This is a genomic window from Vibrio sp. CUB2 (assembly GCF_001557945.1).
Classification (GTDB): domain Bacteria; phylum Pseudomonadota; class Gammaproteobacteria; order Enterobacterales; family Vibrionaceae; genus Vibrio; species Vibrio owensii.
Genome location: NZ_LNRB01000003.1, coordinates 362,211 through 384,655 on the forward strand (window position 1 = coordinate 362,211; position 22,445 = coordinate 384,655).

The 22,445-nt window shown below is 45.0% G+C and carries 16 protein-coding genes and 1 pseudogene; 5 read left to right on the plus strand and 12 right to left on the minus strand.

Going from position 1 to position 22,445, the window contains the following annotated elements:
• Window positions 1–370 precede the first annotated feature (370 nt).
• The 4 genes and pseudogenes from ATB78_RS06390 to ATB78_RS06405 all read right to left on the minus strand — a co-directional run bounded on the left by ATB78_RS06390 (window position 371) and on the right by ATB78_RS06405 (window position 4,996).
• Window positions 371–1,383: pseudogene (locus tag ATB78_RS06390) on the minus strand (DNA-binding protein).
• Between the two features lie 574 nt (window positions 1,384–1,957).
• Window positions 1,958–2,905, minus strand: a complete 948-nt coding sequence (locus tag ATB78_RS06395; protein ID WP_041055403.1) for a helix-turn-helix transcriptional regulator — start codon at window positions 2,903–2,905, stop codon at window positions 1,958–1,960.
• Between the two features lie 68 nt (window positions 2,906–2,973).
• A complete protein-coding gene (locus tag ATB78_RS06400; RefSeq protein WP_061008133.1) occupies window positions 2,974–3,909 on the minus strand; it encodes a helix-turn-helix transcriptional regulator in 936 nt (311 codons plus the stop codon).
• Window positions 3,910–4,075: 166 nt separating this feature from the next.
• Entirely contained in the window at window positions 4,076–4,996 is a 921-nt protein-coding gene (locus ATB78_RS06405) for a helix-turn-helix transcriptional regulator (protein WP_061008134.1), read from the minus strand.
• 161 nt (window positions 4,997–5,157) lie between these two features.
• Between ATB78_RS06405 and ATB78_RS06410 the strand changes: the two genes are divergently transcribed.
• Window positions 5,158–5,958, plus strand: a complete 801-nt coding sequence (locus ATB78_RS06410) for an EAL domain-containing protein (protein WP_061008135.1) — start codon at window positions 5,158–5,160, stop codon at window positions 5,956–5,958.
• 3 nt (window positions 5,959–5,961) lie between these two features.
• Here ATB78_RS06410 and dsdC read toward each other — a convergent pair whose 3' ends face one another.
• Entirely contained in the window at window positions 5,962–6,903 is a 942-nt protein-coding gene (dsdC, locus tag ATB78_RS06415; protein WP_027726587.1) for a DNA-binding transcriptional regulator DsdC, read from the minus strand.
• Between the two features lie 211 nt (window positions 6,904–7,114).
• Between dsdC and ATB78_RS06420 the strand changes: the two genes are divergently transcribed.
• Complete coding sequence (locus ATB78_RS06420; protein ID WP_061008136.1) at window positions 7,115–8,446, plus strand: D-serine ammonia-lyase; 1,332 nt, start codon at window positions 7,115–7,117, stop codon at window positions 8,444–8,446.
• Window positions 8,447–8,533: 87 nt separating this feature from the next.
• Here the strand turns inward: ATB78_RS06420 and cydC are convergent, their stop codons facing one another.
• From cydC to trxB, 3 genes are all read right to left on the minus strand, one after another.
• Window positions 8,534–10,258 (minus strand): cysteine/glutathione ABC transporter ATP-binding protein/permease CydC, encoded by a 1,725-nt coding sequence (gene cydC / locus ATB78_RS06425; RefSeq protein ID WP_061008137.1) that lies wholly within the window; start codon window positions 10,256–10,258, stop codon window positions 8,534–8,536.
• On the minus strand, window positions 10,251–12,038 hold the full coding sequence (cydD, locus tag ATB78_RS06430) for a cysteine/glutathione ABC transporter permease/ATP-binding protein CydD (protein WP_061008138.1): 1,788 nt from the start codon (window positions 12,036–12,038) through the stop codon (window positions 10,251–10,253). Before cydD ends, cydC begins: the two co-directional genes overlap by 8 nt.
• 103 nt (window positions 12,039–12,141) lie before the next feature.
• Entirely contained in the window at window positions 12,142–13,101 is a 960-nt protein-coding gene (gene trxB / locus ATB78_RS06435) for a thioredoxin-disulfide reductase (protein ID WP_009705851.1), read from the minus strand.
• Window positions 13,102–13,472: 371 nt separating this feature from the next.
• On the opposite strand from trxB, the gene ATB78_RS06440 reads away from it, so the two are divergent.
• The gene (locus ATB78_RS06440) at window positions 13,473–14,129 is read left to right on the plus strand and encodes a 2OG-Fe dioxygenase family protein (RefSeq protein WP_061008139.1); all 657 of its coding nucleotides are present in this window, start codon (window positions 13,473–13,475) and stop codon (window positions 14,127–14,129) included.
• The gene (locus tag ATB78_RS06445) at window positions 14,113–15,348 is read left to right on the plus strand and encodes a cysteine desulfurase-like protein (RefSeq protein WP_061008140.1); all 1,236 of its coding nucleotides are present in this window, start codon (window positions 14,113–14,115) and stop codon (window positions 15,346–15,348) included. The genes ATB78_RS06440 and ATB78_RS06445 overlap by 17 nt, the downstream gene beginning before the upstream one ends.
• Window positions 15,349–15,427: 79 nt before the next feature.
• Here ATB78_RS06445 and ATB78_RS06450 read toward each other — a convergent pair whose 3' ends face one another.
• Window positions 15,428–16,252, minus strand: a complete 825-nt coding sequence (locus tag ATB78_RS06450; protein WP_061008141.1) for a DUF2797 domain-containing protein — start codon at window positions 16,250–16,252, stop codon at window positions 15,428–15,430.
• A gap of 341 nt (window positions 16,253–16,593) precedes the next feature.
• Between ATB78_RS06450 and ATB78_RS06455 the strand changes: the two genes are divergently transcribed.
• On the plus strand, window positions 16,594–17,931 hold the full coding sequence (locus ATB78_RS06455) for a GGDEF domain-containing protein (RefSeq protein WP_005443285.1): 1,338 nt from the start codon (window positions 16,594–16,596) through the stop codon (window positions 17,929–17,931).
• Between the two features lie 234 nt (window positions 17,932–18,165).
• Here ATB78_RS06455 and ATB78_RS06460 read toward each other — a convergent pair whose 3' ends face one another.
• The 3 genes from ATB78_RS06460 to ATB78_RS06470 all read right to left on the minus strand — a co-directional run bounded on the left by ATB78_RS06460 (window position 18,166) and on the right by ATB78_RS06470 (window position 22,384).
• The gene (locus ATB78_RS06460) at window positions 18,166–19,536 is read right to left on the minus strand and encodes a DASS family sodium-coupled anion symporter (protein ID WP_061008142.1); all 1,371 of its coding nucleotides are present in this window, start codon (window positions 19,534–19,536) and stop codon (window positions 18,166–18,168) included.
• Window positions 19,537–19,782: 246 nt separating this feature from the next.
• Window positions 19,783–20,529 (minus strand): ElyC/SanA/YdcF family protein, encoded by a 747-nt coding sequence (locus tag ATB78_RS06465; RefSeq protein ID WP_005443283.1) that lies wholly within the window; start codon window positions 20,527–20,529, stop codon window positions 19,783–19,785.
• Window positions 20,530–20,695: 166 nt separating this feature from the next.
• A complete protein-coding gene (locus ATB78_RS06470) occupies window positions 20,696–22,384 on the minus strand; it encodes an NAD-dependent malic enzyme (protein WP_061008143.1) in 1,689 nt (562 codons plus the stop codon).
• Window positions 22,385–22,445 lie beyond the last annotated feature (61 nt).

Below are 22,445 nucleotides of genomic sequence, written 5' to 3' on the forward strand. Positions count from 1 at the left end.
CAATCCTAAGCATATTATAAAAAGCTAAACTGTTATCTGCCTACGTCATGCAGCAAATAGGATTTAGAATGGAAACCAATAAGTCAGAGCGTTCAGTTTTTGGTTCAAGTTTCAGGCTCTAGTTTCTTAGCTCAAGTTTCTTAGCTCAAGTTTCTTAATAATGCGCTCTGGGTACGTTACCGTTGAACTCGTTGATGGCCGTATGCGTGATGTAAGGTCGAAAACTAAATGCGGGCGACGTGGATAATAAAAAGGCCAATCACAACAGGTTAGGAGGGAGAGTCTGCTGTTATTGACCTTTTGATGAACAGTATCGTTCAAGCACAGAGCGGGGCAGCTGAATGCCGAAACTTTCGTTCTTTGTCGCTAATTAACAAATGCAGTCAGGGTGTTCCGTACAGGTGTCACACTGGCGGTGGGTGCAAACGCCGCAACAAGTGAGCAAGTAGAGAAACTCAGGCTGCGTGAACAGTTCACTGGTTTCAATATACATGATCGCTCTGGTGTAACGCTTAGACCCGACTTTAATCGCGCCAACTGGGTTTTCACCTTCGTAAGCGGCGACACTAAAGCCCATTTTGAGCATAACATCGACAGAACTCTTGAGTGTGACACTCGCGTAATAGTGATGAATATGCGCATTTTGAGCCAAAAAGGTAAATTCAGTGTGTAACTGCCTTCGGAAAACACGTTCATTCTTCGAGTGTTGACTGATGGCGTAGTAAGAATATACCCCTTTATCTTTCAGCGGTTTGGTGAGTCTTAGGTCAATGACATCGATCGGTAAGCGGTTCTTCTTCACTCGATCAATTTCATTCTCTAACGTTGGCTCGGTAAAAAACATGCCAATGTTATGTCCTACTAACTCTCCTCGAGAAAGATACTTGTAAGCAATTGCGCGACCTCCTTTTGGTATTCCACCAAATCGATAGTAGCTAAGTTGTGCTTAATGTTGAGCGACTTCAATTGATTGTGGAAGTTGTTCAAACTGTGAATAAACTCTTGTTCATTACTTTGGCTGAGCTCTTCCTCTTCAATATTATTGTGCTCTACCGGACACGGAGTATTGTAATCAATCCCCGAGATGATCGACATCGCGTCCTGGTAGCGTTGCTTCAACGACAGTTCAAATTGCTCAACTTCATCCTTTAAAGATGAGTCTAATCCCAAACTGCACAGATAAGGCAGCAAGTTGTTTTCAAACGCTCGTAGGACTCTTACTCGACGGCTTAAGCTTGGTTGAGTAATGCCCCGTTCCCATCGACTGAAAGTGACACAGTCTATATTAGCTAAATCACCACCTAATAGATTTAACCTTATCGATGCTTGCTCCTGAGTTAACCCTAATGTGGTTCTTATTGCTTTTAGATAACTCCCGAACACTTTACTTTCCCCCATAGGTTTAAAACATGTCCATAGCTAATTCTTATTTTTCGTTTAAGTTATGTGCATGACATTCCTCTGCCAAATATGTCAATTGTTGGAAATGTTATTCCATTTACTTACGACCCTTTAAAATTGACTTGGCTTATAGGAGGTTGAAAATGCATTAATATTTATGTTGTGTTTGATCATAAATATCATGCAAATCATATTGTGTTTGTTATTAAATTGAGAAGGCATTGTGCTTATTAAGTCGATTGAAGATGCCTAGTGATGGCCAATACTGTCCTAAAATAGATGAAAATAGCCTTGTAATTACAGTATTTTTTAGTACTTGGTCACGTAGGTTGATGAAATTTATACAATTATACGTTCGGTAAATCATTTTTTGCTGTTATCTTAAAAATGAGAAAGGTTCACGGGAAAGAACATATTTCATATGAGTATATTAGATATAATTATAAGGTCCTTTCTTCACTGAATTTATTATTTATCGATTAGTGCCAATGCACTAATAGACGCCGTAAGTGAATTTACGGCGCTTAATATATTTCAGGAAAGCCTTATTTAGCGTTTAACGTTTTGCAGTATTTGCTTGGTGTTGATGGAGTAGATATATCATTGAAGGCTGTGCAAGAAGTACGGCAGTATCCACTTTTAGTAAGCATTTGCGATAAGACGTTTTGCCTATGGTTACCGAACCCGATTTGTCTGGCGTGTCATAAGCGACTTTCTCAGCCCCCAAGCTCACTAAATAATCGGTAAACTGATTATCGAACGCGTAATAGTACAACTCAGTGATATTGGAACGTCCTGCCAAGTAATCCACCAACGTCGGATGAAGCATCATAAAGACTTGTTCGCTAGCGGCATATCGGCTCAAGCAACATAGTGCCATACCTCGGTTTTCTGAGTAAGCGCGAGCTTGGCTGAACGGCAAGGTTTGGCTTGGGTTATGAAAATGTGCGTCCAAATCTTCAATCCGGAAAAGGAACGAAATCGAGTGCCCGCGCACTTTGTTCGTCTCGCTGTCTTTATAGACTTTGGCGATTAACTTATCGTCATTGTGCATCGCCACGTAATCGAGATCGAACATCCCTGGGTAATGCGCGTCTGAATTGAGAAAGAAGTTTTTTAAGCGAGCCAGATCGGCATCAACATGCTCAGTGAAAAGCGTCTCTTCAATGATCTCGACTTCTTTACTCGGTTTTAGTTCTTCGTATCCCGATGTTAGGAGCATTGCTCGTTGCGAGTGAAAGCGGTCGTATAAGATGTCATCAAGCATGGTGCCATTTTCTGGAGACGGAATGGACAACAAAAATGGCTTTAAGTCCAATGCGAGTTCACGAAGTACTCGGATCGCTTTAACCGCGTTTGGTGATGTTGTGTTTCTTTCCCATCGACTGATCGTTACAGAGTCGATAGAGGCAAACTCTGGGTTTGCGAGGTTGAGCTTTGTGGCAAGTTCCCTTTGCGTCAAGTTGAGCTGATTTCTCAACTGTTTTAAATAGTCTCCAAACATACACTTACCTTGTTTTTATTATGGAAAGGAAGCCAAAACTAATTGGCTTCTTACACTAGGGTAGTTGATTATTGAGGATATTGTCTTTTGAGAAGGAGGAGCAACTCAGGGCGTGTCAGCCAAATCGCACTGTCGAGTTTAAGTAAACAGCGCATGTACTTTTCTGCACCGATTTTGACGATGCCTTGTTCGCTCGGTGCGTCGAAAGCCACTTTTTCCGCGCCGATCCCAATCATATAGTCTGCCGTGAGTTTATCGATGGCATAGTAGTAAAGGTCTTGAACATTCGCGTGAGTCGCGAGGTAGTCAATACCAGTTTGATGGTCAATCCAAAAGGTAGGCTCATCAGAGCAAAAATGGGTTAACGTACAGATTGCCATCTTTTTGTTGCTTGAAAAGGCTTTGGTCTTTTTTATCGGGATCTTAAGAAACGGCGAACAATAATAGTCTTCTAAATCGTGGGCATGGAAGAAGAAAGACAGCGAATGCCCCAGCAATCGTCCAGATAGCTTATCGAGATACTTCTTGCCGTAAATCTTATGATCTTGCTGATATTGATACAGGTCGACGTCAAACAAGGTGTCGTACTCAATGCCAATTCCACTCAAGAAGTTCTTCAAACCTGCTTCGTATTTTTCCCCTCTGGATTCAAACAGTGGTGCCTCAAGCACATTACATGCTTCAACCTCTTGGTTTGATTGATACGAAGTATTCATCAAGACATCTTTAGGAGAATGGTAACGCTCTTTCAGATAGTGATTAATCTGAGTCTTGTCCTCATCAATCTCGATGGAGAGAAGGTAAGGCCTTAGATCGTTGGTAAGGGTTCTGAGTACTTTAACCGCTTTAACCGGATTCGGTGCGGTAGTATTGCGTTCCCAACGACTGACCGTTACAGAGTCGATAGAGGCGAACTCTGGGTCTGCCAAGTTAAGTTTTACCGCAAGTTCCTTTTGCGTAAGATTTCCCTCGATCCTAAGCTTTTTCAGGTAATCCCCGAACATACATTGCCCTCATAATAACTTGAATCGTGTTTCTTACACGTGCCTACATTAATTGTAGAAACTATTTTTATGCTAGGCAGTGTCGCGTTCAATCATGTCAATAATATGTCTGGATTTGGTTATATCCTGTTCATCTATATAAGAAAGAAGTGACACTTATTAATAATTATTCGCGTTTTAGCAGCTCAATGATCTCTGGTCTGGATAACCAGATAGCGCTATCAACTCGGTATAAACAGCGTTTAAAAGATTGATTGCCAATTTTTACAATGCCGTTTTCATCGGGTGTATCAAAAGCAATTTTCTCTGCATCTAAGCTATTCATATAATTGACTGACCAGTGGTCAACAGCATAAAAGTACATATCATGAATGTTAGCGTGTGAGGCAACGTATTTCGCACCAAATGCACTATTTTGCCAAAATACAGATTCAATCGACGAATAACGCGAGATGGTACAAACCGCCATGGCTCGGCTCGTGGAATAAGGGCGAGCTTGCTGCAATGGCACTGGATAAAATGGTGATGAGAAATACTGATGTAATTCGTTAGCATCAAATAAAAACGAGATACTGTGGCCCAGAATTTCTTTACTTTCTTCATCTGTGTATTTGCGAGCGACCATTTTGTTGTCGAGCTGATATTGGTACAAATCGATGTCGAATAGCGCTTTGTTATCGAGCGACAAACTATTAAAAAAGTGTTTTAGGCTAGTTAGGTAATCATCCTGATCGTTTTCTAACAGCTGACTTTCCGTAATCGCATTGCATTTCGATTGTGTGTCATAAGAGCTGCTCATTAATGTTGCCCAAGGCGACTTAAATCGATATTCAACAATCTCTTCGAATATGCCTTTTCCTGATTCAGATGGCAGCGTGATGAGAAAGGGCATTAAGTCGGTGGTGAGCACTCTCAGGATCCTGATGGCTTTTACCGTCGTTGGAGCCGTCGTTCCTCTTTCCCAGCGGCTAATCGTTACTGGGTCAATCGAGGCGAAATCTGTGCTCGCGAGGTTCAGTTTGGTCGCGAGTTCTTTTTGTGTCAGTCCAATCTCTTCCCTGAGTTGTTTTAAGTATTCCCCGAACATCAATTTCCTCGCATTTTTTGTTCTGTAATAGGTTATTGATTGCTCTGTCATTATAGGAGTCGCATAGCAAAGCTCAAGCAAACCCATTTTTCGATGGCTACTATTGTGTATTACGTTCCCTTAATCTTTATATTAGAGATCTATTGTTAACGGTAAGACCCATGAAAAATTCAACGAGGGAGGATGAATGTAAAACGGTCTTTGCGGATATTCGTAAAGGCGCTTTCTATCCCATCTTTCAACCAATCTATGGATTGCAGCACGGCCACAAAATTGGTGCTGAAGTGCTAACGCGATGGAACACGCCAAGATGTATCGAAAAATCTTTCCGTTGTATCGAGGAAGAAGGGTACGCCAATTTTTTTACTAAACGATTATTCAAAAAGATTTCAACGTGTTTGGATGAGCTTCCTGAATCGATTGGCTTCATTTCGGTAAATATTCCACCTTCTTATCTTTCCAGTCTGTCTTTTTTTGCCGATGTGTTGCCCTTATTGAACGCATGTAAGCGTATGGGAAGCACGTTATGGCTTGAACTGACCGAGCAAACGCAGTATCCAACAGAGGTGTGCGATAAGTTGATGTTTAAGATCAACTTACAACTATGCCAAAATTTGGGAGTGAAAATTGCGCTGGACGATTTTGGTCGAGACAATCATAAGAATGAATCCATCATTCGATATGTATCGCCAGATGTGGTGAAGCTCGATCGAAGCTTACTCAGAAGGCAAGGGATTCAATATGAGAAGTTCTGGCAACGTTTGGCGTCTTGGAAGCACCAATACAAATTTGATTTGGTTGCCGAAGGGATTGAAACATCCGATGAACTGAACTTCATGCAAAGTTTGGATGTGAGTTATGCGCAGGGTTATTACCTCCACAGACCAAGTATGGTTTCGGATTTATCTCCAAAACTCTCTAAGCCTAGCTCAAACCATGGCTCATCGGCGATGTGGGCATAATATTTAGCGGTTCCCTGCCTGCTGATTTAACCAACCAATGAAAAGTGCCAACTTACGTGAGTGCTTTTCATTGGCGGTGACCACATAGTATTTCTGTTTACAGCGAAGTGCTCTCGCAGAAAAAGGCGTAATAAGTGCGCCGGATTTCAATAAGCTTTCGACAAGAGAAAGTCGACCAATGGCAACGCCGGCGTTATGCATTGCCGCTGTAACCGCAAGATCGGAACGATCAAACGAGATACTCGGGATCCCTTCGATATCGTCGAGCCCATTTTCACCAGCCCAAAGCGCCCACTCATCATGATGCGAGTTGTAGTCCCATGCTTGTTTGTCATGCAGTAATGTGGCGCTCACAAGTTTATCTGGGGCATCAATGAGTCCCAGTTTTTCTGCGTACTCTTTGGTGCAAACTGGAACAATACTTTCTTCCATCAGCTCTTGGTGCCACAGTTTTTCTGGCATCTGCTCATCGAAATAAATGGCGGCATCAATGCCATAGCCTTGGAAATTCACGTTCTCATTACCCGTTAGTATGTTTAGCTCAATCGACGGAAATTGCTGTTTAAACGAGTAAATGCGCGGAACCAGCCAGCTTTGCGCAAAGGAAGGGCGGGAGTAGATGGTCAGTTCGCCCGAGACATCGCCACACTTCACTTCCATTACTTCTTGGTTTAACTCATTCAACGTTCGGTTAAGGGCTAGATATATCCGTTCGCCTTCTTCGGTCAGGGTTATCTTTCGATGGGACCTTACAAACAGCTTGATGCCAAGTTCTTCTTCCAGTTTGTTGATGCGATGTGAGATGGCGCTAGGGGTCATGGAAAGCTCTTCCGCAGCAAGGGAAAAAGAGCAGTGTCTCGCTGCTACTTCAAAGGTGTGTAACTTAGAAAGTTGAAAACTGTTGATGCGCTGATGCTTACCGAAAATGGTGTCGTTGGTGTACATGGCTAATGAATGATTTGCTGCTGTTGATTGGATAATAAGGCTTTTGTGTGTTGTATGTTGAGCTAAAAAGACTTCTTGTCCGCAAAATTCCAACTTAATCACGTTTTTGTTTTAATCTGGTTCATGTGAAAGTGATTTTTGATCGTTTGTCATCTTTGGTGAGAGTTTGGTTAAATAACGATTAAAGACAGTAACTTGCAACTAGGAACCAATGACAACCTACAATGCACACGCACTTGCTACCGAGTTTCCTCTGGTTAAGCGATTGATTGATTTGGAAGAGGTGGTTTGGTTCAACCCAAATATCACCACACTTAAAGAAGGTCTGCCGTACGTTGGCTTAGATGCTGCCAACATCAAAGACGCGAGCGAGCGACTAAAACGCTTTGCTCCTTACTTAATGAAAGCCTTCCCTGAAACGATGGCTTCTAGCGGAATCATTGAATCGAGCGTGGTCGACATCGATAAGATGAAGTCGTGTTTGGAAACGCAATACGATACTCAAATTCTTGGGCGTTTGATGCTTAAAAAAGACAGCCATTTGCCTATCTCAGGTTCTATTAAGGCACGTGGCGGTATTTATGAAGTGTTGACACACGCGGAGAGGTTAGCGATTGAAGCTGGGCTTCTGAGTGAAAGTGATGACTACAGCAAATTGGCGAGTGAAGAGTTTCGTCAGTTCTTTCAGCAATATAGCATTGCTGTTGGTTCAACCGGAAATCTGGGCATGTCTATCGGCATCATGAGTGCAAAACTCGGTTTTTCTGTGTCGGTTCATATGTCGGCAGATGCAAGAGAGTGGAAGAAAAACAAACTGCGCTCTCACGGTGTGAATGTAGTGGAATACGAGCAAGATTACGGTGTTGCTGTAGAGCAGGGACGCAAAGAAGCGGAGAAAGATCCAAATTGCTTCTTTATTGATGATGAAAACTCTCAGACCTTGTTCTTAGGCTATTCCGTTGCAGGCGAACGCTTGAAGCAGCAGTTTGATGAGATGGGCATTGTCGTTGATTCGAACCACCCGTTGTTTGTTTACCTACCTTGTGGGGTGGGCGGAGGTCCTGGTGGTGTAGCGTTCGGCTTGAAGATGGCTTTTGGTGGCCATGTTCATTGCATTTTCGCGGAGCCGACACACTCTCCGTGTATGCTGCTTGGTGTACACACCGGCTTGCATGATGACATCGCGGTGCAAGATCTTGGTATCGACAATATCACTGCCGCTGATGGTCTAGCGGTAGGGCGTGCGTCAGGTTTTGTTGGTCGAGCGATGGAAAGACTGCTTGATGGTTACTATACAATGACGGATGAGCGCATGTATCACCATTTAGGTGAGCTAAGTGAGCTGGAAGATATTCGTTTAGAACCATCGGCGCTAGCGGGCATGGTTGGTGCGGTGCATGTTTCTAACGATAAAGCTTACCAAGCGCGAATGCAGTTTACTGAAGAGCATCTAAACAACGCAACTCACTTGGTTTGGGCGACTGGTGGCGGCATGGTACCGGAAGAGGAAATGTCGGCTTATCTGGCCAAGTCAGGTCGTTAATGAACTTTGCACTTGTTATGGGAACAGCGAGAGCAAAAGAAAAGGGCTCATCAATTGATGAGCCCTTTGTCTATTTGAATCCCAGTATTACAGAGATTGTAACAGCTGGTGGTAACGACCTTTTTCTGCAAGCAGTGCTTGGTGGCTACCTTGTTCGATGATCTCGCCTTGTTCCATCAAACAGATGTTGTCCATGCTTTCCAACTCAATCAAACGGTGAGTAATGAATACGACCGTTTTATTGGTGAAGTGTTGCTTGAACAGTTCCATCACTGTTTGTTCAGTACGCTTGTCTAGACCTTCAGTTGGTTCATCAAGCAGCAGAATAGGAGCGTCACGCAATAGCGCGCGAGCAATACCGATGCGACGCTTCTCACCACCAGACAGTTGACGACCGCCGTCACCTAGCCAAGCATCCAGTCCTGGTTCGTCTAACAGATTTGCTAAGTCTACTCTAGTCAGAATGTCAGCCAGCTGTTCATCCGTTGCTTCTGGAGCCGCAAGCAATAGGTTGTCACGCAGTGTGCCATTAAGCACATCCACACGTTGGCTAACTACTGTGATTGCAGCGCGCAGATCGGATTCGCTCCAATCTTGCAGAGGTGCACCACCAATGCTGACTTGACCTTGGTTTACATCCCAGTAGCGACAAAGCAATTGAATAAGCGTCGATTTACCTGAACCGGTTTGACCAACAATCGCCGTTTTTGAGCCCAGTGGCAGTGACAGTGTCAGGTCTTTCAGCACTTTTTGCTGGCCATCAGGGTAGGTGAAATCAACCTTGTCGAACTCAATATTTAACGGTTTATCACCTTCACGCTTCGATGTTTCTGGGAAGACAACGTCTGGCTCCGCTAAGGTGATTTCGTTCAATCGACGCGCGGACGTCAATGTTTGACCTAGGTATTGGAAAGCACCAGCAATTGGCATCAGAATTTCAAAGCTTGCCATGGTTGCAAACGCGAACAGTGCAATCCAAGGATCTGGTGCACGACCGCCAACACCATCCGCAGCAAACCAAAGCATTGCAACAAGGGTTAAGCCGTTAGCGAGCATCAACAAGCCAGATGCCATACCAGTGAGGTTTGCATTAACAAACTGATTGGATAGCAGCTGTTTTTGCTTTTCTAGAATCACGTTACGGTAACGCTCTTCTGCACCAAACAGGCTCAGCTCGCTGTAACCTTGTAGCCAGTCAAGTGTTGCTACGCGCAGTTGTGCTTTGTTTTGAGTCAGGTGTTCGCCGTTATGTTTGCCTAGTTTGTAGAACAATACCGGCCACACCAACAGCATTACCGTCAGGATACCGCCAAGCAGTAGCGCAAGGTGCCAGTCAAAGAAGGCAAGTACTGCGGTTAGCGACAAGATACCGAAGATGCCAACAATCACAGGGCTGACAAGACGCAAGTACACGTGATCCATCGCGTCTACGTCTGCCACTAGACGGTTTAGCAGATCCGCATCACGCAGAGTCGAAACGCGACCAGGGATCAGAGGTGCAAGCTTCTTGAAGAAGAAGATACGCAGATCCGTCAGTAGTTTGAATGTTGCATTGTGACTAACTACACGCTCGCCCCAACGGCCCGCAGTGCGTGCCATCGCAGCGCCACGAACGCCAGCGCCCGGAAGCATGTAGTTAAAGGTTTCACGAGCAATAGTCAAACCCGCTACCGCCGCCGCAGAGATAAACCAACCGGATAAGGTGAGTAGGCCAATAGAAGCGGCGAGCGTTAGAAACGCCAGAAGCATACCGAGTGACAAACCAAACCAGTGCTTTTTATACAGTTTTAGATAAGGGAGTAAATCACGCATCTAAGTTCCCCTTGTCTGATTCACGTTGAGCTAGGTTGGCAGCCAACATCTCTTTAAACAAACCATCTTGTGAAGCCAACGTTGCGTAATCGCCACGTTGAACGATTTGACCCTCTTGCATAACCAGAATTTGGGAGACATTCTGCAGCGGCGCGAGTTGGTGGGTGATCATCAAGTTAGTGGTGGACTCAGTGTATTTACCGATGCCTTCCATAACCAATTTCTCGCTTCGAGCATCCAAACTTGCCGTTGGTTCATCAAGTAGCCAGAAACGGCCGTTTTGTAACATCGCACGAGCAAGAGCAAGGCGCTGTGCCTGACCAACAGACAAACCGCCAGAGCGATCTGAGATTTGGTAATCCAGACCGTGCATTTCAACAAATTCTGCAGCGTGGGAGTCACTCAGTACAGAGTGGACTTGCTGATCTTGAATATCCTGCTTACCTAGAGTGACGTTGTTACGAATGCTGCCGTGCAAAAGCATTGGGTTTTGACCAATCCAGCTGATGGTTTCGCGCCATGTCGCCAAATCCAACTCGGAAAGTTCACAGCCGTTAATCTTTAAGCTGCCTTTGTATGGCATAAAACCAAGGATGGTATTTACTAAGCTAGTTTTACCTGCACCACTTGGGCCAACCAGTGCGGTGCTTTGGTTCGCTTCTAGCGAGAAGGATAGGGGACCAGCAAGTTGTTTACCTTCAGGGCTGAAGATAACAAGATCTATCGCTTCGATATGAATCGCAGCGTTTTGTTCTACAGCCTTGTTACCGTCTTTTACTTGGTCTACATCTAGCTCTAGAAATTCAACAATGCTTTCTGCTGCGCCGACTGCTTGTTGCTTCGCATGGTAGAAGGTACCAAGGTCACGCAATGGCTGATAGAACTCAGGCGCAAGGATCAGAATAAATAGACCAGCAAACAGCGTTACACCTGCGCCGTAGTAACCGAAGTTGAGCTCTCCGATATAGCTAAAGCCAAAGTAAACTGCCGTAATCGCAATTGAGATAGAAGTGAAGAACTCAAGAACTGCTGAAGATAGGAATGCAATCTTCAATACATCCATTGTGCGAGTACGGAAAACTTCAGATGCACCTTTTAACGTCTCAGTTTCTGATTGAGTGCGGTCGAACAAACGGATGGTTGTCATTGCTTGCAAACGGTCATAAAAGTGACCAGATAAACGTTGCAGAGCTTTGAAGTTTTTACGGTTTGCGTCAGCGGCTTTCATACCCACCAACGCCATAAACATTGGAACCAATGGTGCAGTAATCAGGAAAATTAAACCGGCTGCCCAGTTAATTGGGAAAACCACCACTAGGATGATGAAAGGCACCAAAACAGACAATGACATTTGCGGAAGGTAGCGCGAGAAGAAGTCTTGCATGTCTTCTACTTGCTCTAGAATCAACGTTGCCCAGCTACCTGCTGGCTTGCCTTTGATATAAGCAGGACCAAGTTGGTGTACTTTATCGAGAATCAGTTGGCGGATGTAAACGCGGATCTGTTCGCCGCAACGATATCCGGCGATTTCGCGTCCCCAAGTACAAGCTGCGCGACCGATAACGGTGACACCAAGTCCGACGAAGTACCAAACGAGCTCGGATTTATCAACTTGTTCAATAATGAGTTGGTGGAGAATGGAGGCGAGCAGGGCTGCTTGAGCCAATAAAAACACGCTTGATAGTACGCCTAGGCCAATCGCAACCATCAGCCAGCGCTTGGCCAACTTACTCTGTTGCTTAAGCCACTTATTCAAGCTGCTTTGCTTTTTCTTATCCATCGTGAAGGCTTAATGATAATTGTTTTAATGAGGCGGTAGTATACAAAAGAAAACCCAGCGGGAATACCGCTGGGCTTTAAGGATATGACACAAATGTGAAAAGTTATTTGTCAGTAAGTGCATCTAAGAAGCGTTCTGCATCTAAAGCTGCCATACAGCCAGTACCTGCAGAGGTGATTGCTTGACGGTAGTTATGATCCATCACATCGCCTGCTGCAAACACACCTTCGATGCTGGTTTGCGTTGCGTTACCTTCTAGACCAGATTGAACGAGGATGTAACCATCTTTCATATCGACTTGGCCTTCGAAGATTTGCGTGTTTGGTTGGTGACCGATTGCGATGAATGCACCCATTACATCGATATCTTCAGTTGCACCGCTGTTCACGTCTTTAATGCGAACACCTGTTACACCCATGTCGTCGCCTAGCACTTCATCTAGAGTACGGTCAGTGTGAAGAACGATATTACCGCTTTCAACTTTATCCATCAGGCGTTTTACAAGGATCTTCTCAGCGCGGAATGAATCGCGGCGGTGGATCAGGTGAACTTCTGATGCGATGTTTGATAGGTAAAGCGCTTCTTCAACAGCAGTGTTACCGCCGCCTACAACCGCCACTTTCTGATTGCGGTAGAAGAAACCATCACAAGTTGCACAAGCTGAAACGCCGCGACCTTTAAATGCTTCTTCAGATTCAAGACCTAGGTATTTCGCTGATGCACCAGTAGAGATGATCAACGCATCACAAGTGTACTCACCAGAGTCACCTTTTAGACGGAATGGACGTTGAGACAGATCCACTTCGTTGATGTGATCGAACACGATTTCTGTTTCGAATCGTTCTGCGTGTTCTTTCATGCGTTCCATCAAACCTGGGCCAGTAAGACCTTCTGCATCACCAGGCCAGTTTTCTACTTCAGTTGTGGTCGTTAGCTGACCACCTTGCTGCATTCCCGTTACTAGCACAGGGTTTAAGTTAGCACGCGCTGCGTATACTGCTGCGGTGTAACCTGCTGGGCCAGAACCAAGAATTAATAATTTACAGTGTTTTACGTCGCTCATTATGGCTCCATAGAGGGCTGAACATTTCTCCCGATTGTATGGAAATTCTTAGTGCTTTAAAAGCATAAACGAAAGGAGAGGATCGAATTATTGGTTATAGGTTAGAACTTGCTGATGTTTATGGAGAGGCGTTCCAGACTAGAATAAAATTCTGTTTATAGTAGAGAGTTCTAGTTTCAAATACTGCGCAAGCTCCGTTCTGAATGTTTAAACTGCTTTTGGTGTTAATTGTAGTACTAAGTGTCGTTTTTTCTTTTTTGTTGAAGCTATCAACGTCAAATTCTGGTAATTGCAGAATATTTGCGTATCCTAAGATGTAAATTAAATGTTAATTCAAACAAGCTAAATGTGCCTCATTAAAGGAGCCAATGATGTTACATTCACGAGAGAACACCCTACATTTAACTCAGCTCAGCATGGCAGCGATTGAGCAACTTTCTCCTTCCTTCGAAGGCTTACCTCGTACGGAACACGCCGACGGTCAATATCGTCTTCGTCGTTACTCCGTGGTTGGGTTTGAAAACGGTCAGGTGGTCGATTTAAACAAAAACAGCTTTGTACAATCTTCTGATATCAACCGTTTCCAAGGTGATGTGATTCGCCAGTTTGAGCCGATTGAAAAAGGGATTCTTTCCAGTGGAGGTTTCCGTGAAATGTGTGAGTTGTTCGTTAACGCAAACCACTTACCAGACGGTCAGGAAATCGAGATCCATCAAATTCGAATTACCGCGATTTACGATGAAACCCAAGTTGCACCGGAAGGCGTACACCAAGATGGTTTTGACCACATCGCGCTAGTAGGCGTAGGGCGTCATAACATCATGGGTGGCGACATCATGCTATACAGCAGCCACAACCAAGCGCCTTTTTTCCGTAAAGTATTGGAAAATGGCGAAGTGGCAATGCTGGCAGACAGCAAACTGTGGCACAACGCGGTGCCAATTCGCTCAGTGATTAATGACCAAGAAGGTCATATGGATGTATTTGTACTGACAGCGACGGACAAACGAAATGAACTTCAATCTTAATCAGATCCGAGAACAATTTCCCGCACTGGCGCAATACCACAATGATCGCCCAGTGACCTTTTTTGATGGACCCGGTGGTTCACAAGTGCCGCAGTCGGTACTCGATAGCATGGTGAACTACCTTGGACGATTCAATTCGAACCTCGGCGGGCATTATTTCTCAAGCCAAGCGACGGTTGATGTAATGCAATCGGCTCGCGAATCGGCACAAGCTCTGCTAAACGCACCTTCCTCGGGCAATATTGTGTTTGGCGCGAATATGACCTCGCTGACATTCCAGCTAAGTCGCGCTATTAGTCGAGACTGGAAAAAGGGTGATGAGATCATTGTTTCAGCCCTAGACCATTACTCTAACGTGTCGAGTTGGCAACAAGCAGCAGAAGATAAAGGCGTGGTGGTTCACCAAGTCAGAGTTAATGAAGAAGATTGCACGCTGGATCTTGCGCATCTTCAGGGCTTGTTGAATGAGAAAACGCGTTTAGTGGCGGTGACTTACGCATCGAACACTACAGGCTCGATCGTCGATATGCACCAAGTGGTCAAAATGGCACACAGTATCGGCGCTCAAGTTTATGTGGATGCCGTGCATTATGCACCGCACCATTTAGTCGATGTGCAAGCATTAGGATGTGATTTCTTGGCGTGTTCAGCGTACAAGTTTTTCGGACCTCACGTAGGAATTGCGTACGTAGCAGACCAGTGGTTACACAGTGTTAAGCCCTACAAAGTTGAACCTGCAACCAATATTGGACCGGGGCGCTTTGAAACCGGAACGCAGAGCTTTGAAGGCTTGGCAGGCGTCACGGCTGCGGTTGAATACTTAGCTCAGTTTGGTGATGACGATGCATCACTTCGCCAGCGTCTAGAGCAAAGCTATGCGTTATACAGCCAACATGAGCAGCAATTGAGCGAGCATTTCTTGCAGCGTTTAGGGGCGCTGGACGGCGTGAACTTGTTTGGTATTAACAATGAAAGCAATCAACTGAGAACGCCAACTTTCGCGCTCACTTTTGATAAATACGCTCCAGAGTTCATCGCGAAGACGTTGGGCGAGCACAATATCTGTGTCTGGAATGGACACTTCTATGCGCTAGGACTCGTTCGTCAGTTAGGCCTAGAAGAGTCGGGTGGTGTGGTGCGCATCGGTTGTATGCACTACAACACGACGGCAGAAATCGATATGTTGTTTGATGTGTTAGAAAACATCCTCGACGCCTAAGAATCGAAGACGCCACAAACTAAAAGCTCGAGCCAAGTGCTCGAGCTTTTTCGTTTCGTTTATTCAATGAGTCGAGAGCTTATTCGCTCACTTCAACTTCATAAGAGGTGAACTTACGCACGTTGATCACACCAGTATCGAAGATCAGGTATTGGCCTTTAATGCCTTGCAATGTACCCGTTACAACTGGGTTTTTATCGAAGTTGTGTGAGGTGATTTTAGTCGGATGCTGCTGAACTGGGTAGCTTAGAGAAGTGATGTTTTCGCTTAACACTTCAATTGCGTCATCGCCATACTGCTGTTTAATCTCAGCGATTTTGTCTTCCACTAATGGCAGCAGTTCTGCAAAGCGATCTTGCAGTTCAATTGGGGCGCCATCGCCTTTTAGCAGCGTTCGCCAGTTTGTCTTATCAGCAATGTGTTTCGCTAATTCGATTTCAATCAAGCCAGAGATATGACGAGTCTTCACTTTGAAGATAGGAAGACCTTGTGTCGCACCTTGGTCTATCCAACGCGTTGGAATTTGGGTATGACGCGTGATGCCCACTTTCAAACTTGACGTGTTAGATAGGTAAACGAAGTGGTCCACCATGCAGTTCTCTTCACCCCATTGTGGCTCGCGACAGGTGCCTTGTTCGTAGTGACAAGTTTCTGGCTTCATGATGCACATGTCGCAACTCGCTAATTTCTTCATACACACAAAGCAGTGGCCTTGAGAGTAGCTCTTCTTGGTTTTCTTACCGCAAGAACAACAGTAGATGTTGCCAGTGTGAGTTAGGGTGAGGGTTTTACCAAGAAATGGGCTCAAATCCACTTCTTCGTCACCCACAGGCAGACGATAGCTTACTGCACCATCCAGAGAAGCACGCATTTTGTTTAGCGTGCCTGTAGCAATTATTGACATGACATTACTCATTATTGTGTTTTTGCACAGTATATACCGAAGCGGTCTCGATATGCAGAGGTAAGCAAACAAGTCTGTGGTTTTGTGTTCTCTTTGGTGCCTTTTTAATCAAAGTGACGTTGATTGACGTGAGATGCTTCGCACAAACGCTCAAGTGGGAAAAATCCAACATACCTGAAGCAAGATCACGCTTCTTAAATGAGTAATATGTATCGAGAGTGAGAATGTGAGTCAAAAATCACTTTTTAACTTGATAAATAACTTTATTTGAAATGTGAAATAACTTTCAGTACATTTGCTTAATATAAACGGAACGATAGTCAGTAACTAGGTTAGTCACGATGAAGTGGATACACAGATTAATTTTTGCATTATCGATATGCACCATCAGTTTAGTGGCGTTATACAGTTTGCTTGGTGATACCCGTAAGCTAGAAGTCACGCCGGATCAATTTAATATTCATGTCACAAGCGATGCCATTGCTGGTGGTCTGAGTGAATCTGATATTACTTATCAGAACCACAGTTTGGTTCTTAACTGTGACCTAAAAGAAAGTAAGTACGCGTGGCCTTATTGCGGTATCTCCGTTTACACCGATGTGAAGCAAGCGACTAAAGGTTTGGATCTTTCGAGTTACCATACCGTTCGTCTTAAAATTCGTTATGAAACGGCGGGAGAGGGACAAAGCCCAAGCAAAAACTTGCGCTTGTACCTACGTAACTTCAATTCGGCCTATTCAGATCCGAATGACGAATACACCATCAAATACAATGGCATGCAGTTTTCTCCTTCAGACTTTAGCGAAGTTATCGAGATTCCAATAGAAAACCTCCAAGTAATGACGTGGTGGTTGAATGACAACGACGTTGCAATTGAACACTCTGCGCCTGAGTTTGCCAATATTACTCGTATTGATTTGGCTACTGGAGCGGGTGCGGCACTCGGTAAACATAAGATCGTTATCGATAAAATTGAGTTTGAAGGTGCGTATGTTCAGCAATCCACACTCTTGTTCGCTCTGTTGTTCTCTTGGATGGCACTTGGCTTGGCTTTCTCGCTGCATGAAATGCGCAAAAACAAAATCGCGTATAACAAAGCACGAAAGCGTCATCGCCATTTAGAAAAAGTGAACAGTACACTGCGCGCTCAAAATTATGAATTTGCAGAACTGGCACATCGCGATGCGCTAACTGGAGCAATGAACCGACATGCGGTACAGAACTGGTTGGAGCAACAGGCTCGACAAGTTCGTTGGGGGCATGACTCTTTCTCTATCCTTTACATGGATCTGGATAAATTCAAACGAGTAAACGACAAGTATGGTCATCAGATGGGTGACGATATTCTGCGGGAGTTTGTCATGGTGATCGCTAGCTCTATCCAACCAGATGATCGTCTGGTTCGCTGGGGTGGGGAAGAGTTCGTCGTGTTCTGCCCAAATACCGATATTGAGCAAGCCGTGAAGAAAGCTGAAGTCGTGCGCCAGAATGTTGAAAAACACCTCTGGGTTCATGGTGAATCGCTAACGTGCAGTATTGGTGTCGCTCAAATGCAAAACGAACGAGTCTCTGAGACCATGGCTCGTGCAGATGAAGTGTTGTATTTGGCTAAGCGGAATGGTCGAAACCGAATAGAAGTGAATTACGGTATGCAAAAGAAGTCGGATATCGCTTCTTAACTCAAGTTTCATAACCTAAGCTTCCTAAGTGCAGCGTTCTGATATGGCTGCCGCGCTAATAATTGGCGTGGAAAAGAAAAAAGGTGGCCGACCGACCACCAAAAGGGAAACTGCTGAACATGACTAGGGGGTAGTAGTTAGGTATTCAATTTGATTACCGAGAACAGCAGTTGTAGTGCTAGTTTTGATAAGAGAGCTGCGTTTGGGCGCAGCTCTTTTTTATTTGAGCAATGTTTACCAGAACAACCAAGCGAATAGAGTCAGCGCGCCGATACAGGCAACGTTCAACACCATACCGATTCGCATCATCTCTTTCTGTTTGATATGGCCCGTCGCAAATACAATCGCGTTCGGTGGCGTTGCTACTGGCAGCATGAAGGCACAAGATGCTGCTACAGCAATCAATGCTGATAGAATGACTGGCGATAGACCAAGCGCTTCTGCAATGGTGGCAAATACTGGCACCAATAACGCCGCACTTGCTGTGTTACTTGCAAACTCGGTTAGGAAAACAACAAACGCAACCACAGATAGAATCGTGAGTAGGACACCAGCTTGCTCAAGGAAACCAGCTAGACCGTTAGCCAAGAAGACACTTGTGCCCGTTGCTTTTAGTACGTTACTTAGACAGATACCGCCACCAAAGAGGAGCAAAACACCCCAGTCAGTTGTTTTTTCAATGTCTTTCCACTCTACTGCGCGAGATGCACCAAGTAATAGAATCGCACCAATTGCAACCAGCGTATCGAACTTCGCAAAACCGCCAAGCATCGCGTTGATTGGTTTGCTGAAAATCCAGAATGTCACTGTTAATAGGAAAATCGCTAAGGTGATCTTCTTGCCGTTTGTCCACTCAACAGGCTGGTGGTCAAGTTCGAACGTGTGGCTTAAATCTGGCTTTGTCATGGTGTAAAGCACCAAGATCGCGATAGGCATCAGAATCAAAGAAATTGGTAAACCCAGCTCCATCCATTCTGTAAAGTTCAAACCGACTTCTGCAGCTGCGATAGCATTCGGTGGACTACCTACTAGCGTTGCGATGCCGCCAATCGACGCACTGTAAGCAATACCAAGTAATACGAACAGGTAAGTGCTGTGACTCTTCTTCGCGTCTAGCTTGCTCATAACGCCTAGAACCAATGGCAACATCATTGCTGTCGTTGCGGTGTTTGAGATCCACATTGATAGGCCTGCGCTCACCCCAAACAACATGAAGACTGCGACAGACATTTTACCGCGTGCAATGAGCAGTACTTTGTCTGCGATCGCTTGGTCAAGCTTTTGCTTATGCAGCGCGGCAGCCAATGCGAAACCACCCAAGAACAAGAAAATGATCGAGTTAGAGAAGTTGTTTAGTGCTGCTTGAGTATTGAATACGCCCAAGAATACCGCGAGTAGCGGGATTAGCAGGGCAGTGATGCTTACGTGAATGGCTTCCGTTAACCAAAGTACGGCAACGAAAATCAAAATACATAAGCCGGTTACGACTTGAGGCTCAAAGGGTAGGGTGTTGAACAAAATAGCGAACAGCAGGACATTAGACGTCAATATCATGCTGTTGCGTGTGAAGAACCAATTCTTCAGTGTCACAGCGAGTGCGGTCATGGGTTGTGCTCCTTTTGCATTGCCTTAGTGTTGGTTTTTTATGGCAAAGTAACTGACTTGTAGTTATTTATTGATTAAATGTTACTTCGGATGCGAAAGGGTGTTTTGCCTGAATCGACGGCAGAATAAGAAAGTGTGAGGTTGGGAATTGGAAATGGGTAGAAAGCTACCCATTTACTTTTAATGAATTGTTATCGGTGTGTAATGCAGAGCGAGAATGTTGAAAGCAGCAACACTTTGGTCGACTTAATGAACCGGAATGTTACGTTCGTTTTCGATGATTTCTTGCTTTTCTTCCACTGTATCTTCGACCGCAACGATTGGCTCTTGAGGACCAAGGAAGCGCGGTTGCGTATTCATGATGTACAAGTCCAAAAACGCTTTCACACGAGCCATAAGTTCACGTGTTCGCATGTTGATCTTCTGCTTACTTGCCGTTGGTCCAGCTACGGCCAAACACTGCGCATCAATATTGTAAGCGTCAGCAATAAACAGAGCTCGTTCACAATGGAATCGTTGAGTGACAATCAAGAAGCGCTCAGAGGCGAATATCTTTTTAGCACGAACGATGGAATCCAGAGTTCGGAATCCTGCATAGTCCAGATGAATGACTTCTTCTGGCACGCCCGCTTTGAGTAGATCACGTTTCATCGTCCACGGTTCATTGTAAGAGCGATGTGCGTTGTCCCCACTCAACAAAAATTGCTTCACTTTTCCTTGTTTGTACAGTTCGATAGCGGCGTTGATTCTGTGGGTGTAGTAAGTATTGAGGATCTTCCCAATGTATTTACTGGTGCCGAGAACGACCGCGACTTCATGCTTAGGCACTTGCTCGTAGTCGGTAAAGATTTCTTCTTGTGCTTGGAGCACGACCCAACGGTCAATGGCAATAATCGTGACGAAAAGACCGAGTAAAGAGATCGACAAAACCAAAGCCAGACGCTTCCATGAGAACTTGAGCTTCCACTTTGACTTTATGCGAGAAAACAGCAAAACGTTCGATGTCCTTATTTCAATGTGTATCCCTCATCATATCTGATAGAAATGAAAAGAGAGAAGCCCATTTATGCCAAAATATGGTTAGGATGAGAAAAAAGCGCATAAAAAACAAAAGCCCTCGGAGTGCGAGGGCTAATAATTATACAAAACGTCTTAAAGCTTAGAATGCTGTGCGTTTGTAACGGCGGTAAACTGGTTGCCAGAATGCTTGGTCAATTGCGTCATTTAGCGCTTCATCAGTGATTTCTAGCGCGACACCTTGCTCAATCGCTTTCTTCGCAACAGCGAATGCAATCTTCTTCGATACCAAATGAATTTCTTCTAGTGGTGGAAGCAGAGCACCGTTACCGTTGATCGCTAATGGTGAGCATGTTGCCAATGCACGGCTTGATTCCATCAACATTTCGTCAGTTACGCGCTTCGCGTTTACCGCAAGTACACCCAAACCAATACCAGGGAAGATGTAGCTGTTGTTACATTGCGCGATAGGGTAAGTGTTGCCTTCATGAACCACTGGCTCAAATGGGCTACCTGTTGCAACTAACGCTTCACCGTTTGTCCAACGAATGATGTCATTTGGTGTTGCTTCTACGCGGTTTGTTGGGTTCGAAAGCGGGAATACAATCGGACGCGCGCAGTGCTTGTGCATCTCTTTGATCACTTCTTCACTGAAGAGACCAGGGGCACCAGATACACCAATTAGCACGGTTGGTTTCGCATTGTGCATCACATCAAGAAGTGAGAAGCCATTTCCTTCATTTTCCCACTTCTTCGTGTTGTCGAACTTCTGAACCAAGCGCTGTTGGAAATCAAGAAGGTTAGGCATGCCTTCTTGCAACAGACCCCAACGGTCAACCATGTAAACTTGCGAACGTGCTTTCTTATCAGAGATTCCTTCCGATACCATTTGCGCGATGATCGCTTCAGCAATACCACAACCAGCAGAACCAGCACCCAAGAAAGTAATGCGCTGATCAGACAGTTTAGTGCCTGCCGCTTTACATGCTGCCAGTAGAGAACCTACTGTAACTGCCGCCGTACCTTGAATGTCATCGTTGAAACAACAGATGCGATCTTTGTAGCGCTCTAGAAGTGGCATTGCGTTTTTCTGTGCAAAGTCTTCGAACTGGATCAGGGCATCTGGCCAACGGCGTTGTACTGCTTGGATAAACTCTTCAACAAACGCATCGTAATCAGGACCAGTGATACGAGGGTGACGCCAACCCATGTACATTGGGTCTGCAAGACGTTGCGGGTTGTTGGTACCCACATCAAGTACGATTGGTAGTGTGTAAGCTGGGCTGATACCGCCACACGCTGTGTACAGAGAAAGCTTACCGATTGGAATACCCATGCCGCCGATACCTTGGTCACCCAAGCCCAAGATACGTTCACCATCAGTTACTACTATTACTTTAACGTTGTGGTTTGCTGCGTTGTTTAGCAGGTCATCGATACGGTCACGGTTCGGGTAAGAGATGAACAGACCACGGCCACGACGATAGATGTTTGAGAAGTTCTCACACGCTGCACCAACGGTTGGTGTGTAGATGATCGGCATCATCTCAGAAATGTGGTTTTGAACTAGGCGGTAGAATAGCGTTTCGTTCGTGTCTTGGATGTTGCGCAGGTAAATGTGCTTGTCCATGTCACTTTCAAAGCTTTTGTACTGTTGGTACGCACGCTCTACTTGTTCTTGGATGGTTTCAGTCGTCTCTGGTAGAAGACCTTCCAAGTTGAATGAACTACGTTCTTCTCCGGAGAACGCACTGCCCTTGTTCAAAAGAGGGGTCGCTAAAAGAGCCGGACCCGCATATGGGATATAGAGTGGGCGCTTGTCGTTGTTCATTGGGTGCCTTAAATGTAGGGTTGAAGGATGCGTGCAAAATTCTAACGGGTTCACTATTTAG

What these genes read in the sequence shown, in the direction of transcription:
- ATB78_RS06395 (WP_041055403.1), bottom strand. Translation starts at nt 2,905, where the DNA reads ATGTTTGGAGACTATTTAAAACAGTTGAGAAATCAGCTCAACTTGACG.
- ATB78_RS06400 (WP_061008133.1), bottom strand. Translation starts at nt 3,909, where the DNA reads ATGTTCGGGGATTACCTGAAAAAGCTTAGGATCGAGGGAAATCTTACG.
- ATB78_RS06405 (WP_061008134.1), bottom strand. Translation starts at nt 4,996, where the DNA reads ATGTTCGGGGAATACTTAAAACAACTCAGGGAAGAGATTGGACTGACA.
- ATB78_RS06410 (WP_061008135.1), top strand. Translation starts at nt 5,158, where the DNA reads ATGAAAAATTCAACGAGGGAGGATGAATGTAAAACGGTCTTTGCGGAT.
- dsdC (WP_027726587.1), bottom strand. Translation starts at nt 6,903, where the DNA reads ATGTACACCAACGACACCATTTTCGGTAAGCATCAGCGCATCAACAGT.
- ATB78_RS06420 (WP_061008136.1), top strand. Translation starts at nt 7,115, where the DNA reads ATGACAACCTACAATGCACACGCACTTGCTACCGAGTTTCCTCTGGTT.
- cydC (WP_061008137.1), bottom strand. Translation starts at nt 10,258, where the DNA reads ATGCGTGATTTACTCCCTTATCTAAAACTGTATAAAAAGCACTGGTTT.
- cydD (WP_061008138.1), bottom strand. Translation starts at nt 12,038, where the DNA reads ATGGATAAGAAAAAGCAAAGCAGCTTGAATAAGTGGCTTAAGCAACAG.
- trxB (WP_009705851.1), bottom strand. Translation starts at nt 13,101, where the DNA reads ATGAGCGACGTAAAACACTGTAAATTATTAATTCTTGGTTCTGGCCCA.
- ATB78_RS06440 (WP_061008139.1), top strand. Translation starts at nt 13,473, where the DNA reads ATGTTACATTCACGAGAGAACACCCTACATTTAACTCAGCTCAGCATG.
- ATB78_RS06445 (WP_061008140.1), top strand. Translation starts at nt 14,113, where the DNA reads ATGAACTTCAATCTTAATCAGATCCGAGAACAATTTCCCGCACTGGCG.
- ATB78_RS06450 (WP_061008141.1), bottom strand. Translation starts at nt 16,252, where the DNA reads ATGTCAATAATTGCTACAGGCACGCTAAACAAAATGCGTGCTTCTCTG.
- ATB78_RS06455 (WP_005443285.1), top strand. Translation starts at nt 16,594, where the DNA reads ATGAAGTGGATACACAGATTAATTTTTGCATTATCGATATGCACCATC.
- ATB78_RS06460 (WP_061008142.1), bottom strand. Translation starts at nt 19,536, where the DNA reads ATGACCGCACTCGCTGTGACACTGAAGAATTGGTTCTTCACACGCAAC.
- ATB78_RS06470 (WP_061008143.1), bottom strand. Translation starts at nt 22,384, where the DNA reads ATGAACAACGACAAGCGCCCACTCTATATCCCATATGCGGGTCCGGCT.